Raw genomic sequence first — 15,092 nt, forward strand, 5'->3', positions numbered from 1 at the left:
TGTAATTTTAAGCCTGTTTAGCTAACCTCGTTGTTTTTATTTTATTCCTTTGAGATGGATGTGTTATTGGAATAGACGACAATAATGTTTTTGTATAATCTTCTTTTGTATTTTTATAAACATCTTCCACACTCCCAAATTCAATTATTTTCCCTTTTTTCATTACGACCACATTATCTGAAATGTGCTTAACGACAGAGAGATCATGTGAAATGAAAATAATGGAAAGGTTCATCTCTTTTTGTATTTTCAACAATAGATTTAGTATCTGAGCTTGCACAGAAACATCCAATGCCGATACTGACTCATCGCAAATTAATAACTTAGGCTTTAACGCTATTGCCCTAGCAATACCAATACGCTGCCTCTGCCCTCCCGAAAACTCGTGCGGATAACGAGTTACAGCAGAGTGAGGTAATCCGATTTTATCGAGTAGATCTAAAACCCATTGCTTTCGTTCTTTCTTTGAACCAATACCATGAATAATAAAAGGTTCTTCAAGTATGCCGCCGACTGTATGCCTCTGATTCAATGACTCGAGAGGATCCTGAAATACAATCTGCATATCTCGACGAAGTGGACGCATTCTTTTGGTGCTGTAATGGGTGATATCTTCGCCTTCAAAAAAGATCTTTCCAGCTGATGGCTCATACAATTTGAGCAATGTTCTACCAAGCGTACTTTTCCCGCAGCCCGACTCTCCAACCAAACCTAACGTCTCACCTTGTTTCACTGAAAATGAAACGCCGTCAACAGCCTTGATTACATAACCTTTCGCAAATAAATTTTTGCCCGATAAAAAGTGCTGCTTTAACCCTTCAATTCTAATGACTTCTGACATACTCAACTCCCCTTGTATTCTGGGAATTCATTCAAATCAATTGGGTTAATTTGAATGGTTTGTTTCGGTTCTACATTGAGATCTGGAATTAAGCTCAAGAGTCTTTTTGTATACGGATGTTGTGGGTGATCAAAAAGTTCGAAAATTTCTGCATGCTCAACAATACGTCCGTCATACATCACAGCGACTTCATCGCAAATTTCCGCCACAACGCCTAGATCATGAGTGATAAAGATCACTGCCATCCCAGTCTCTTCTTGAAGCTCTCTTATCAGTTCCAAAATTGATGCTTGAACCGTTACATCTAATGCAGTCGTCGGCTCATCGCATATCAAGATGTCAGGCTTACATGCAAGAGCTATCGCAATCATTACCCTTTGTCGCATCCCCCCTGACAGGCTATGAGGGTATTCTTTAAAACGTAGTTTTGGCATTGGAATTTCAACTTTCTCAAGCAAACCAATTGCGTACTCTATCTTTTTAGACTTAGACATCTGGCTATGGTGCAAATCCAGAACCTCGACAATCTGCTTGCCAATTGTCTGAACAGGGTTTAAGGCAGTCATAGGGTCTTGGAAAATGATTGAGATACGGTTCCCACGCATCTTATGCATCTCATGTTCAGGTACCTCTGTAAGGTCTGTATCACGATAAATTATTTGTCCAGCCGTAACCTTTCCATAAGGCTTAGGAAGTAGTCCCATAATAGACATGGAAGTTACGCTCTTCCCACTGCCCGACTCCCCAACCAAACCCAGTGTTTGGCCAGATTTCACGTCAAAGGACACACCTTTTAGTATTTTTATAATGCCGTCATCAGTACTGAATTCAGCTTCTAAGTCACGAACTTTTAATACAATGTTTTGGCTCATTCCACGTTCATCCTTAGAGCTTATATCTGTCATCAATGATAGTGATGGGTGGATACGCCTTACCTTCTTTAGAAGCCAACTGAGTTTCTTTTTTTAGGTCTGTATCAATCCAGAAATTACTGGTATCTAAAATATTGAACATGGCGCCAGTTTTCTTAGTCATTGGGTTCTTTGGGAACTTAATCCAACGCCAGTAGGCATCTCGTGTATAAGGCACCATATAGCCAGGTACAATGACATACGCATCCTTTATTTTTCTTTGAATGTTCTGAGATAGCTGCTGTTTTCTTTCCATATCAAACTCAGAAATAAACGCCTCAATTTTCTGATCTAGCTCTGGTGAACTAAAATTTGTATGGTTATTCGTTTGAGGACGGTTGGCATTGGTCGAATGAAAGTACTCTTTGTAAGCGGGTATCTCTCCTCCTCCCATATTCAGAAAGGCTAATTGGTGCTTTTTCTCTAGAATAAATTTGAATGCAGCAGAACCATCGACAAGATTTAAGTCAAGTTCTAGGCCAGCTAACTTCGCTTGCTCTTTTAGATAGGCAATTCTTGGTGTCCAAATGTTGTAGCCATAAGTAATCTTAAAGCTCAAACGAACCCCACTGGCATTCATGCGGATACCATCAGAACCGATACTATCGAAGCCTGCAGATTCGAAATAACCAATCGCAAGTTCAGGTCTAAACGGTGGGGCCTCTACACCCTCTAAATCATATTTACCGTGTCCAAACCCCATAGCATGAGGTTTTCGGGAGTAATCGCCTCGTAACACGTTTTTGATCATGCCATCAAAGTCAGTAGCGTAAGTGATGCCTTTTCGAACATTGATATTGTTCAGAAGTGGCATGGATGTGTTTATCCATAAGCCGCCAGCGCCTTGTGGCCTTTGATTGAAGCCCCAGAATTTCTGTATAAAACCATGACTAAAGGGTTCTGAACTGGTTTTCTCATGCCATAATTGAGGCTGTACCATTGCAAACGTGTCTAGCTTTCCTTTTTCAAAGTGCTTACGTGCAATATCACTATCACGAATTACCTTGATGCGAAGTTTTTCCACATTAAATCGGTTCTTATAATATTTATTTCCGTAACCCCACCAGTCATCACCAACATGTGAAAACGTAATGCTGCGGCCTTTATTTACTTTCGATATGTAATAAGGCGACGTTGTAGGCTCTGGCTTGAAGTTGTATTTGCGAACAAAATTATCATCCATCCCATCCTTATTCCCATCGTTAATATCAACAAAATGATGCTCGGGACGAGGCTGGACTCCGTGACTCGGCATATTGATAAGAGCCATAAGTTCATCATTACTTTTAGGTTCGGCCATCGTAATACTGATCGTATAGTCATCGAATTTTTCAACGGTCGTGATGCTGTTGCGGAAAAAGTCGCTATACCAAGGATCAATAATGTCTTTGGAACGGTAATACGTAAGCATAAATAGATAGTCGTCAGCCGTTACCGCTTCCCCATCAGACCATTTCGCGTCGGGATTCAGCCTGAAATAAACCGTCTGGTGATCGTTCCCAAATGCCCATTCATTCGCCAGCTGTGGAATCCAATTGTCGGTATTTGGATGTCGTTGTGCCAATTTAGGCGTGCCATCCATTAAATAGAAGCGAATACCTGAATTCGCGTCAGGCCCCACTGAACGTAATGTTTGTGGAAAACTAGGCATAAAGCTACGTAAAGTACCGCCACGCTTAGCCTCTTCAGAAGCAAAAACGGGGTCATCCCAATTACTTTGCCATTCCAAATTATTTGGTGTTTGTTGTGCTTGAGCTAAGAAACTCAACAACAAAGCGAATAGTCCGTATCTGTACATCATCACTTCCTAGTGCCTATCTATAAACTGTGTATTTTTTGGGGTCAAAGGCAGTTCTTATCGCTTCACCAATGAATGTAACCATGACCAAAACACCTACAATTGCCGTCACAACAGAGCCAACAATCCATGGCGAATCGAGATTCGACTTGCCTTGTTGAAGAAGCTCTCCCCAGCTTGGGGTCGGTGGTATAAGGCCTAAACCTAAGTAGTCTAGTGCCGTTAATGCGGTGATATTGGCGGCAATGGTAAAAGGCGCCAGAGTGACGATCATCACCATCGTGTTGGGTAAAATATGATTGAAGAGGATTCTTGCTGTGGATGCTCCTAGCGCCTTTGCAGCTAACACATACTCTCGAGCAGATTCTCTGTAGGTCATCGTTCGCATGTACCAAGTAATACCCATCCATCCAAAAGTCACATTGATCAATACAAACAGCATGAATGTGGGTTGTGCTATCGAGACCAAAATCATGATCACGTAAAGGAACGGAACCATAGACCAAGTCTCAATGATTCTTTGAACAATCAGATCAAACTTGCCACCAAAGAAACCCATCGCACACCCCACCGTTACACCAATGCTGTATGCAATGACCATAGTTATCAGAGCAAATCCCATTGCTGTTCTAAACCCGTAAACCAATCGAGCCAAAATATCCCGCCCGATTACGTCAGTGCCCAAATAGTGCTTTGAATAGGCACTTGGCGCATGTGGCGGATATTCACCAGAGAAGTCTTGTTCATACGGATTCCAAGGCACCAAAGGTAAAATCGCAAAGTCACCATTGTTTTTATCCTTAAGCGCTAATTGAAGTAGTCGATAGTTTGCCTCTCCCGAAGACTCCAAACCAAATGTCTTACCGGAGTAAACATCAGATACAATTGGAAAGTAATATTCCCCCTGATAACGCACCATTAAAGCCTTACTGTTGATCAACGCTTCAGCAAAAAGAGACAGTAATAACATTACAGATAGAATAATCAGCGACCAGTATCCACGCTTTATTTGTTTGAATCGCTTGATCTGCTTTAGTGTCAACGGATTTAATTTAATCATCATCAAGCTCCAAACTTCACTCTAGGATCGACCAGTGCAACGCAGACATCAGACAAGATATTGCCAAGTAGCAATATGCAGGCGTTGATTGCGACAATACCCATAACCACTGGGTAATCTCTTTCTACAATTGATTCATAACCAAGCAGGCCTATGCCATTAATATCGAATATGACTTCAATTAAGAAAGAGCCCGTCATGAAGAAAAGAAGAGAGTTGCCAAAGTGGCTAGCGATTGGAATTAAACTATTGCGTAGTGCGTGTTTACGAATCGCCTCTCTGAAAGGCAAACCTTTAGCGATTGCAGTGCGAATGTAATCTGACGATAAGTTTTCCATCAAATTGTTCTTCATGGTCATGGTTAACGTAGCAAAGTCACCTATCAGATAACAAAGCAAAGGTAAGACCGCATGCCACAAAATATCAGTAATTTGCTCTGAGAAAGTATTGAAGTCGTCGAAGTCATCATCCACAAAGCCCCCCATTGGGAACCACTCTAGGTGATAACTGAAAAACGTAATAAGAAGCACGCCGACCACATATCCCGGTAAGGCATAGCCGACAAAAATCATGATTGATGAAACAGAATCAAAAACGCTGCCGTGCTTCATCGCCTTGAAATAACCAAGAGGAATAGAGATAAAATAACTAATGAAAAAGGTCACACCACCATACATAGCCGAGACTGGCAGGCGCTCAAAAATCATCTCACTGACCGGTTCGTAGTAGCGTGTCGACTCGCCTAGATCAAAGTGAACAAGTCGAACTAACCATTCGAGATACGCTTCCGTTACCGGCTTATCTAATCCATAAAATTTATTAAGATCTGCGAGTTGGTCTTCAGACAAAGCTGAGTTTTGGCCAACGAGGCTAGACGCCCCACCACCATCCCCTTGAGGCTGCATGTTAGCGAGCATCCTCTCGACAGGGCCTCCTGGGACAAAACGCGTAATCGCGAATATCAAAATCGTAATACCAAGAAACGTAGGTACAACTAAAGCAAAACGTTTCAGTAAATATGCAATCATCCTAACTAGCCAAATTCCATTTAAAGCAATATTTCATCAATTTAATCAATAAAAGAAAGTAGTCAAATGGTTACATTTACCTACATTAACTTACAATTGCATTTAATTTGGATTAGTTCACTTAACACCTTTTAATCTTAATAATCAGAAACTTAAATTGGCTATCAGAAAGGAATTTTGAATTAGAAGGTGTGGATAATCTTTGTTTGTAACTTAAAAAGTGAACTGCTTAGACAATTCAAACATGTTTGTAAGCTGCATTGATATGGTGACAAATCGAAATCAAATACAAAAAAATCGCACTGTGAAACAGAAGCGATTTTTTGGTCTAATGAAAGAGGAGCTAATCTATGAATAATGTTTGGCTACATCCCACCAACATTCGAAAGACTGACAAGCTGCTTAGTATACTCATGCTGCGGATTACCAAACAAAGTCTCAGTGTCGCCCTTCTCTATCACCTCACCGGCTTTCATCACGATGGTGTAATGACATAGGGATTTCACCACGTTGAGGTCATGACTAATAAATAGGTAAGTCAGGCCATACTTTTCTTGTAATGACTTAAGTAAATCTAGGACTTGCGCTTGTACCGTTCTGTCTAATGACGATGTTGGTTCATCGAGCAAGATAAACTCTGGCTTTAAAATCAATGCACGAGCAATCGCGATACGTTGCCTCTGCCCGCCTGAAAACTCATTCGGGTAACGATGACGAGTTTCTGGGTCTAGGTCGACCTCTTTCATTACGTCACAGATGCGTTGGTCGAGTTCAGTGTCATCCAATTGTTGATGCACCAGTAAACCTTCACCAATCACTTGAGCAACTGACATTCTTGGGTTCAATGCCGAGAATGGGTCTTGAAAGACAACTTGCATGCGGCTTCGAAACGGCAACATCTGTTGTCGGTTTAAGCCTTGAATTTGTTCGTCAGCGTAGGTGATTGAACCCTCACTCTCCACCAGCTTCAAAATCGCCATACCGGTTGTTGATTTGCCCGAGCCACTCTCGCCAACAAGACCGATTGAGTGCCCTTTTTTCAAGCTGAACTCCATGTCTGTTACAGCTTTAACATGCGAAATCGTGCGCTTGAATAGACCGCCAGTAATCGGAAACCAAACACGCAGTTGGTCGACGTTGAGCAGGGATTTACTTTCCGGTGATACGGGAACAGGTAAGCCTTTAGGATCTGAGTTAATAAGTTTTTGAGTATAAGGATGAGATGGTGCATTAAAGAGTGTTTTACAGTCATTGCTTTCAACTAAGCGGCCATCTTTCATTACCGCTACTCTGTCGGCAATCTTACGAACGATACTCAAATCATGGGTGATAAAGAGCATCGCCATACCCAGCTCTTGTTGCAGGTCTTTCAACAAATCCAAAATCTGCGCTTGTACCGATACATCCAATGCCGTTGTGGGTTCATCAGCAATAAGCAACTCTGGCTCATTGATCAGTGCCATCGCTATCATTACACGCTGACGCTCACCACCGGATAACTCATGCGGGTAAGCTGAAATCTTTTGTTCTGGGTAGCGAATACCCACCTTTGAAAGCCACTCTATCGCCAAGGCTTGAGCTTTATTGGTTCGCATTCCACGGTGAATAGAAAGAGTTTCAACCAGCTGCTTACCGACTCGATGGAGTGGGTTCAACGAAACCATGGGCTCTTGGAAGATCATCCCAATACGGCCACCACGAATCCCGCGTAATTGCCTTTCAGAACAACTCAAGATATCGGTACCAGAGAAATTAATCTTACCGTTTAAGTAGTGGGACGAGCCTTTAGGTAAAAGTTTTAAAATAGAGTTGGCTGTAACAGATTTACCGGAACCACTCTCGCCCACTAGCGCGAGTGTTTCGCCTTTGTATATTTCTAAAGAGACATCTTGCGTCACTTGCTCTATCGAATCTTTTCGCCCAAACCCTACCGACAACTTATCTATGGTCAGAACTGGAGATGCATTAGCACCCTCTGCTGTTGACCCTGAAGTAGGAACCGTATTTGAAGTCATAACTTATCCTTACTTCTGTTTATGTGGGTCGAAGGCATCACGCACAGCTTCACCAACGAAGACAAGTAACGTAAGCATCAGTGAAAGCACGACGAAAGCAGAGATGCCAAGCCAAGGGGCTTGCAAGTTAGCCTTACCTTGCGCTAATAGCTCACCTAACGAAGGCGAACCGGCAGGTAAACCAAAGCCCAAGAAATCTAATGAGGTTAACGTGGTGACCGATCCAGAAAGAATGAACGGCATCATGGTTAACGAAGCAACCATCGCGTTGGGTAGCATGTGACGAAGCATAATACGTTTGTCGTCGACGCCCATGGCTTGCGCGGCTCGCACATAATCAAAGTTTCGACAGCGTAAGAATTCCGCTCGCACAATACCAACCAAACTCATCCAACTAAACAGAACCATAATCCCGAGTAACCACCAGAAGTTAGGTTCGATAAAACTGGAAAGGATAATCAGCAAGAATAGAGTCGGCATGCCAGACCAGACTTCAATGAAGCGCTGCCCAAACAAGTCGACCCAACCACCGTAGTAACCTTGTGTCGCCCCGACTACGACGCCGACCACGCTCGATACAATCGTCAGAATAAAACCAAATAGAACGGAAATGCGGAAGCCGTAAATGATCCTAGCTAATACATCTCGCCCTTTATCATCGGTTCCTAACCAGTTCACTGAATCTGGCTCCGATGGCACCGCACCTGAAATATCGAAGTTTATCGTGTCGTAACTAAACGGAATGATTGGCCACACGATGTAACCGCTGTCTTCGATGAGTTCGATAACATACGGGTCTTTGTAGTCGGCTTCGGTTTCAAACTCGCCACCAAATTCTGTTTCGGCATATTCATTGATAACAGGTACAAACCACTGATTATCATAAGAAACCAATAATGGCTTATCGTTGGCAATGATCTCAGCGAACAGGCTCAAGCCAAACAAGATGGTAAATATCCAAAGGGAGATAAAACCACGCTTGTTTGCTTTAAAACGTAACCAACGAGCTTCAGCTAAAGGGTTGTTAAACATTTATTATCAATACCTTGTTATTCGTTCGCCATTAACGCGCTTCAAAATCAATTCGAGGATCAACCCAGGTATAAGTCAGGTCGGAGATAATGCTCAGCACCAAGCCAAGCAAGGTCATGATATAGAGAGAGCTGAACACCACGGGATAGTCACGTTGAATGGTTGATTCAAAGCCAAGCAAACCAATGCCTTCGAGTGAAAACATCACTTCAATCAACATAGAACCCGTGAAGAAAATACTAATAAATGCGCTTGGAAAACCCGCAATGATGATCAGCATGGCGTTACGGAAAACGTGCTTATAGAGAATACTGCTCTCGTCCAAGCCTTTCGCTCGCGCGGTCACCACATATTGCTTATTGATTTCATCAAGGAAGGAGTTTTTGGTCAGCATGCTAAGTGTGGCGAAACCACCGATGACCATCGCAAAAATAGGCAACGCTAAATGCCAGAAATAATCGCCTATTTGCTGATACCAATTGAGCTGGTCGAAGTTACTCGACACTAGCCCGCGCAATGGGAACCAACTGAAGTAGTTGCCACTCGCGAACAAAATAATCAGGATGATCGCAAATAGGAAGCCCGGCACCGCGTAGCCGACAATCACCACCGCACTCGACCAAATATCAAAGCGAGATCCATGATGTATCGCCTTCATGATGCCTAGGGGTATCGAAATCACATAGATGATTAAGGTACTCCAGAGTCCTAATGAAATGGAGACGGGCAAGCGCTCGATGATCAAATCAATCACGTTGCCGCCCTTAAACAGGCTTTCACCAAAGTTAAAGGTCGCGTAATTTTTCAACATATCGAAGTAGCGAACGTGAATAGGCTTATCAAAACCAAACTGCTTTTTGATCTCTTCAACCACTTCAGGATCAAGCCCGCGTGAGCCTTTATAGCCACTGGCAGATGCTTGGTCACTTTCGCTTAAATCAACTTCTTGTCCACCACCAGAAAAGCGCTCCATAATGCCAGAGTTGTGCCCTTCTAATTGGGCAACGGCTTGCTCTACCGGGCCTCCGGGCGCAATCTGAATAATGAAAAAGTTGATAGTGATGATCGCCCACAGCGTGGGGATCACCAACAGTAAACGCCGAAATATATACGCGGCCATGCTAACTAACTCCTAGCGACGTTTTTCAGGAAGCAAAGCCGCCTTCTCTTCTGAAATCCACCATGTATCAATGCCTAAATCGTATTTAGGTAATACATCTGGACGCTCAAACTTATCCCACATTGCTACGCGATATTCACCGACGTGCCATTGAGGGATGTTGTAGAAATTCCACTGCAATACACGGTCTAGTGAACGACCTAACGTAAGAAGCTTTTCAGGATGCTGTTGGTTACGCGCAATTTCTTCTGTTAACGCGTCAACCACCGGATCCATTACACCTGCAGTATTGTAAGTAGAATCAATGTAGTTAGAGTTCCAAACAATCATTAAGTTCGGGCTAGGATAAGGGTTTGCAGAAAACGATGAAGACACCATGTCGAAATCACGATCACGCAAGCGCTTGATGTACTGAGTGGTATCGATGGTACGGATCTTCATCTCGATGCCCATACGCTTGAGGTTCTTTTGAACAGGCGTTGCAATACGCTCCGTGGTTGGGCTGTAAATCAACAACTCAAATGACATCGGCTTGCCGGTCTTTTCATTGGTCATTACTTTGTCTTTCAGTACCCACCCTGCTTCTTTTAAAAGCTTGAAAGCAGTACGCATCTGGCTACGAATACGGCCACTGCCATCGGTGACTGATGGCTGGAACTCTTCAGTAAAAACTCTTGGAGGGATTTGGTCTTTGTACTGAGACAGCAATTCAACTTCGTCTGCGCTTGGTAAGCCTTTCGCTTCATAATCTGTGTTTTGGAAGTAGCTACGAGTCCGTTTGTACTGACCATAAAACATGTTTTTGTTCATCCACTCAAAGTCCATCGCGTAGGTTAACGCTTCACGCACTTTAGGGTCAGAGAACACTGGAGATTGGATATTGAAGACAAAACCTTGAGTCGTTTCAGGCTTCTCATGATTGATCTCTTCTTTAATGATGTAGCCTTTATCGAAGTTTGCGCCCGTGTAAGAGTTGGCCCAGAACTTAGCCGAGTTTTCGGTTCTAAGATCGAACTCCCCTGCTTTGAAGGCTTCCAGCATTACGGTGTCATCACGATAGTAATCGTATTGCACTTGCTTGAAGTTGTTGCGACCAACATTGACTGGCAAATCCGCAGCCCAGTAATTTTCATCTAAACCGTAGGTCACGCTTTGACCCGATTTATAGCTGATGATCTTATAGGGACCGCTGCCGACTGGCGGTTCACTAAGCGGCTCAGACAGTTTTCTGTCTTTCCAGAAATGTTTTGGTAATACACGAGTACTTTGGGCAAAGCTAAACAGCTTCTCGCGGTTTGGCTTGTTCATCTCAATGCGAACAACCGAATCAGAAACAGCCGTTACTGATTCAATTTCTTTGTAATACACGCGATATTGAGGCACACCTTCTTTTGAAAACTTATCAAAGGTAAAGGCCACATCATGAGCCGTGATTGGTTTACCATCTTGGAATTTAGCATCTGGGTTAATGTCGATTTCCATCCAAGTGAAATCACTGGCGTAGCGAACCTTTGAGGCGATCAATGGATAATACGCATCAATCTCGTCACTCGGAGAAAACATCAAGGTATCGTAAATCTCCCCCGTATAGCTGGCAGCAACGCCGCGGGAACCGAATCGATTAAAGCTATCGTAAGTACCGATACTGCCATAGGTCACCTTACCTTGCTTTGGCGCATCAGGATTAACGTAATCGAAATGAGTGAAATCGACAGGATATTTTGCTTCACCAAAACCGACCAGTTGAGTGGTTTCAATAACGGTGACAGCGGGAGTTGATTCGGTATCAGAGGCGTTTGTAACGGAGGGATATAGAGCAATTAGCGGCAGCATGACTGCACATGACTTCAAATTAGACCTGAAAAATTGAGTGCGCTGCGAGGCTTTGCTTCGGAAATCTGTTCCCATTTGACTCTCCCTTCAAATGTTATGAATTCTATATTCAACTTGATTAACCGGCTTTGAATGCACACCGTTAAAACAAGTATAGGTTCAAATCTAACATCATGTAATAACTAATAAAACCATCAGCACTCCATCTCTGACGGTTTATTTACAAATTACTCGGGTTCAGTCTAAAGAAATAGAACTCGCCAGCACCGAAGCTGGGTCAATGACTAGCGCGAAGTATAGTGAAGTGGGTATTAACTATTGAACACGGTAATCATCAAAGATAAGTTCACCAATTTCATTTATCACAGTGTCACGCTCTGGAATGGTTAACTCGGTTTCTGTGAGAGAGATACTGATGATCAACGGAGCGCGAGTTTCACTCCACACGATAGCCGTAATAGCGCGCGAGCCATAAGCGCCCGCTCCTGATCTGTCAGCAATCTTCCAACCATCAGGCAGGATCGAACGAATCATTCCATCAGAGACTTTGTTGTCCTTCATCCAAGTCTTGAGCTGAGCTTTAGAATCTTCTAATAGCACGTTGCCATACACCAATTCATTCAACGTTTTCACCATAGTGTTTGGTGTTGTGGTGTCACGAACATCACCCGGTCGAGCATGATTCAAATCGGGTTCGATATGGTCAAGACGTGTTTCGCGGTCTCCGATTGAACGCAAAAACTCTGTTAACCCGTTAGGCCCATCAATACCAGCTAACACGATATTAGCGGCCGTGTTGTCGCTCATTTCCATGGTTGCAGCACATGCACCTGTGAGTGAAATTTCTTTACCGACAAACGCTTTAGTCATCGGAGACCAAGCAATAAGCTCATCAGATTTAACCCCAACCTTAGACTCTAAATCTAACCCTTCATTTTCAGAATCATAGAGAAGATTGGCGCAAGCTAAGGTTTTGAAAGTGCTCATCATTGGAAAGCGCTCGTCACCCTTATAACTCCATGTTTGCTTAGTTGCAGAATCATAAACAGAAACACCAATGCGCGCGGATACACGAGACTCGATTTGCTCAATAGACTCAGGATCCAAAGAATGACTCAATGACGATGTAGAGAAGAAAACGCTCAACAACACAAGAGCGAGAGAGGGATATTTTTTCATTGTGAAACCATAAAAAAGCGATCGATTGATCGTAGATAAAATTAAACTCGACGCCTTAAAAGCATCGAGCGGAGAGAATATAAGCAGAAAGCGACTCCCTAATCTAGAGACAATGAAAATAACTGACTAAACCCGAACAATATCTTCATATTTTAGATATCCTTAAAGGAGTGATTTCAATAGGATTCAACCTTGAATAAACCAAACCACATAACACTCGCAACGTTCAATCTTTTGAACTACCTCGAACCACCGAATGCTTATTATGATTTTGAGAACATCTACAGCTTCGAGGAGTGGCAGAAGAAACAAGGCTGGATGGCTGAAGCGATTGGTTCATTAGATTGTGATGTGATTGGCTTCCAAGAGATATTTAGCCCGCAGTCTTTAGAGCAGTTAATGAATGATCTGGGTTATCCGTACTTTGCGGTTGTCGATTGCCCGCATGTTGAAGATGATTACCTGTATACCTCGCCTGTAGTCGGTATCGCCTCTCGCTACCCGATTGAAAAAGTACAGCCGGTTAAACCAGATTCAGAGTTGCTGTCAGCCTTCAATCTTAGTGACAATTTTTCATTCAACCGAACGCCTGTCCACGCGACCATTACGCTTCCTCACTTGGGCTCGACTGATTGTTACGTTGTACATTTCAAATCTCAGCGAGCAACCGAACCAAAAAATCACACTCCAGATAACGCTGATAGAACTAAAGTCTCGGAAACCTCAGGCAACCAAAAGCCAAAAAGTGACACATTGGTTAAGCTTCATCAGGAGCAACTTGGGTCTTGGTTATCTAGCGTTCAGCGCGGCCTAGAAGCTCAGATGCTGCATCAATACATTACCCATCAACGTCACCAAACCGATCAACCAGTTGTGTTAATGGGTGATTTTAACAAGCCATTGTTTCACAATGAGTTCAAAGGACTTCTTAGCTATTCATTGAATCGAGATGAAGCAAGCAAACATTGGTTATCGCACTTTAGACTAAAAGACAGTTGGGATCTGTACCATCAGCTTCACGAAGAGGATTTGCTCGAACAACGTAAACCAACACACTATTACGGCGCTTCAGGGTCAGTTTTGGATTACATCTTGATGTCGAACGAGTTTGATTGTCAGAACTCATCAAGCTTGATGGAGATCTCTAACTACACAGTGCTAGACCATCACCTCATCAATCCTAGTTTTGAACACGACCAATTCAGTACTGACCATGCCATCGTTGCAGTCACCGCTCATATCCGTGAAGCCTAACTATTCGATTACATTCTCAATCGGATTCACCAAAGATAAGCATTAAAAAAGCCGCAGTTAAAAACTGCGGCTTTCCACTTTAGCTAAACGGGTTGAGCCAACCGACGCCCCATTTAGAAACCGATTTACCGTTTAGCAAAGTGTGAAACTTAGAATGTGTACATTGCGCCTAAGTAGAAAGAGTCCAAAACGACAGTTTCTTCTATCTTATGTCCGTTGTCGTAATTTTCAATGTCGAAAGCATCGGCTTCATATGCTAGGCGAAAGCTCAATGAAGACATTGTAGGTGGCGTATATTCAACACCAACACCCATACGGATGCCATCTCCCGTATCATCAAAACCATTTCCTGAAGGGCGAGAACCGTCTGCAAACTTCATATCTAAATCAATGGTCGATAAACCAATCGTACCAAATGGACGAACGCCATTATCAAACGTGTAACCAAGATTAGCCGTTACTGAAAAGATTTGAGGTGTCCAAGTGAAACCATCGTTACGACCGGGAGATCTAGCAACAACATCGCCAAAGTCTGTATATTGCGCTTCAATCGCAACAATGCGATTAAATTTATAACCTGCAATCAAACGATATGTATTGTCTTCGGCTTTAAAACTAACTGGTACATTTACAGAATCAAACATACCACCATCATCCACACCAGACGTACCGATTGCGCCGCCTAGGTAGAAACCACTGTCTGCTGCCATTACATTGTTTGCTGCCACTGCTGACGACATCATCGCAATGCTTAGAATAAATTTGTTGTTCATTACTGCTTGACCTTACTTATTACAAATCAAGATTGCTGCGCCTTCCTGTGCTGCACAATCTTGTTAGAGTTATCCGACACCCCGTCGAATTCGCAAGCAGGTTAAGCTCACAGAAAACAAAAAAATAAATAAAAATATAACCACTTTGTAATTTCAAACAACAGAATCAGTAAAAACCAATTAAACACATGAATAATAACGAAATAAAAACCAATCATTTCTAGAAGAAAACCTCTCCTTGATTTTCA

12 protein-coding genes are annotated in these 15,092 nt (G+C 42.9%); 1 reads left to right on the plus strand and 11 read right to left on the minus strand.

Annotated elements, in window-relative coordinates; translation table 11 throughout:
- Window positions 1-7: 7 nt before the first annotated feature.
- From QUF19_RS25940 to bla, 10 genes are all read right to left on the minus strand, one after another.
- Window positions 8-841, minus strand: a complete 834-nt coding sequence (locus QUF19_RS25940; RefSeq protein ID WP_286301314.1) for an ABC transporter ATP-binding protein — start codon at window positions 839-841, stop codon at window positions 8-10.
- 2 nt (window positions 842-843) lie between these two features.
- A complete protein-coding gene (locus tag QUF19_RS25945; RefSeq protein WP_286301315.1) occupies window positions 844-1,713 on the minus strand; it encodes an ABC transporter ATP-binding protein in 870 nt (289 codons plus the stop codon).
- Between the two features lie 13 nt (window positions 1,714-1,726).
- Entirely contained in the window at window positions 1,727-3,550 is a 1,824-nt protein-coding gene (locus QUF19_RS25950) for an extracellular solute-binding protein (protein WP_286301317.1), read from the minus strand.
- Between the two features lie 16 nt (window positions 3,551-3,566).
- The gene (locus tag QUF19_RS25955) at window positions 3,567-4,610 is read right to left on the minus strand and encodes an ABC transporter permease (protein WP_286303312.1); all 1,044 of its coding nucleotides are present in this window, start codon (window positions 4,608-4,610) and stop codon (window positions 3,567-3,569) included.
- Between the two features lie 2 nt (window positions 4,611-4,612).
- A complete protein-coding gene (locus tag QUF19_RS25960; protein ID WP_286301321.1) occupies window positions 4,613-5,638 on the minus strand; it encodes an ABC transporter permease subunit in 1,026 nt (341 codons plus the stop codon).
- Between the two features lie 365 nt (window positions 5,639-6,003).
- On the minus strand, window positions 6,004-7,653 hold the full coding sequence (yejF, locus tag QUF19_RS25965; RefSeq protein ID WP_286301323.1) for a microcin C ABC transporter ATP-binding protein YejF: 1,650 nt from the start codon (window positions 7,651-7,653) through the stop codon (window positions 6,004-6,006).
- Window positions 7,654-7,662: 9 nt separating this feature from the next.
- Window positions 7,663-8,685: an ABC transporter permease gene (locus QUF19_RS25970; protein ID WP_102486191.1), complete on the minus strand. Its 1,023-nt coding sequence runs from the start codon at window positions 8,683-8,685 to the stop codon at window positions 7,663-7,665.
- Window positions 8,686-8,716: 31 nt separating this feature from the next.
- On the minus strand, window positions 8,717-9,805 hold the full coding sequence (locus QUF19_RS25975; RefSeq protein ID WP_004730359.1) for a microcin C ABC transporter permease YejB: 1,089 nt from the start codon (window positions 9,803-9,805) through the stop codon (window positions 8,717-8,719).
- 12 nt (window positions 9,806-9,817) lie between these two features.
- The gene (locus QUF19_RS25980) at window positions 9,818-11,713 is read right to left on the minus strand and encodes an extracellular solute-binding protein (protein ID WP_286301343.1); all 1,896 of its coding nucleotides are present in this window, start codon (window positions 11,711-11,713) and stop codon (window positions 9,818-9,820) included.
- 240 nt (window positions 11,714-11,953) lie between these two features.
- The gene (gene bla, locus QUF19_RS25985) at window positions 11,954-12,817 is read right to left on the minus strand and encodes a class A beta-lactamase (RefSeq protein WP_286301344.1); all 864 of its coding nucleotides are present in this window, start codon (window positions 12,815-12,817) and stop codon (window positions 11,954-11,956) included.
- 192 nt (window positions 12,818-13,009) lie between these two features.
- On the opposite strand from bla, the gene QUF19_RS25990 reads away from it, so the two are divergent.
- Window positions 13,010-14,071, plus strand: a complete 1,062-nt coding sequence (locus tag QUF19_RS25990) for an endonuclease/exonuclease/phosphatase family protein (protein ID WP_286301346.1) — start codon at window positions 13,010-13,012, stop codon at window positions 14,069-14,071.
- Between the two features lie 149 nt (window positions 14,072-14,220).
- Here QUF19_RS25990 and QUF19_RS25995 read toward each other — a convergent pair whose 3' ends face one another.
- Entirely contained in the window at window positions 14,221-14,844 is a 624-nt protein-coding gene (locus QUF19_RS25995; protein WP_286301348.1) for an outer membrane beta-barrel protein, read from the minus strand.
- Between the last annotated feature and the right edge of the window lie 248 nt (window positions 14,845-15,092).

It is taken from the genome of Vibrio sp. FE10, assembly GCF_030297155.1.
Taxonomy (GTDB): domain Bacteria; phylum Pseudomonadota; class Gammaproteobacteria; order Enterobacterales; family Vibrionaceae; genus Vibrio; species Vibrio apostichopi.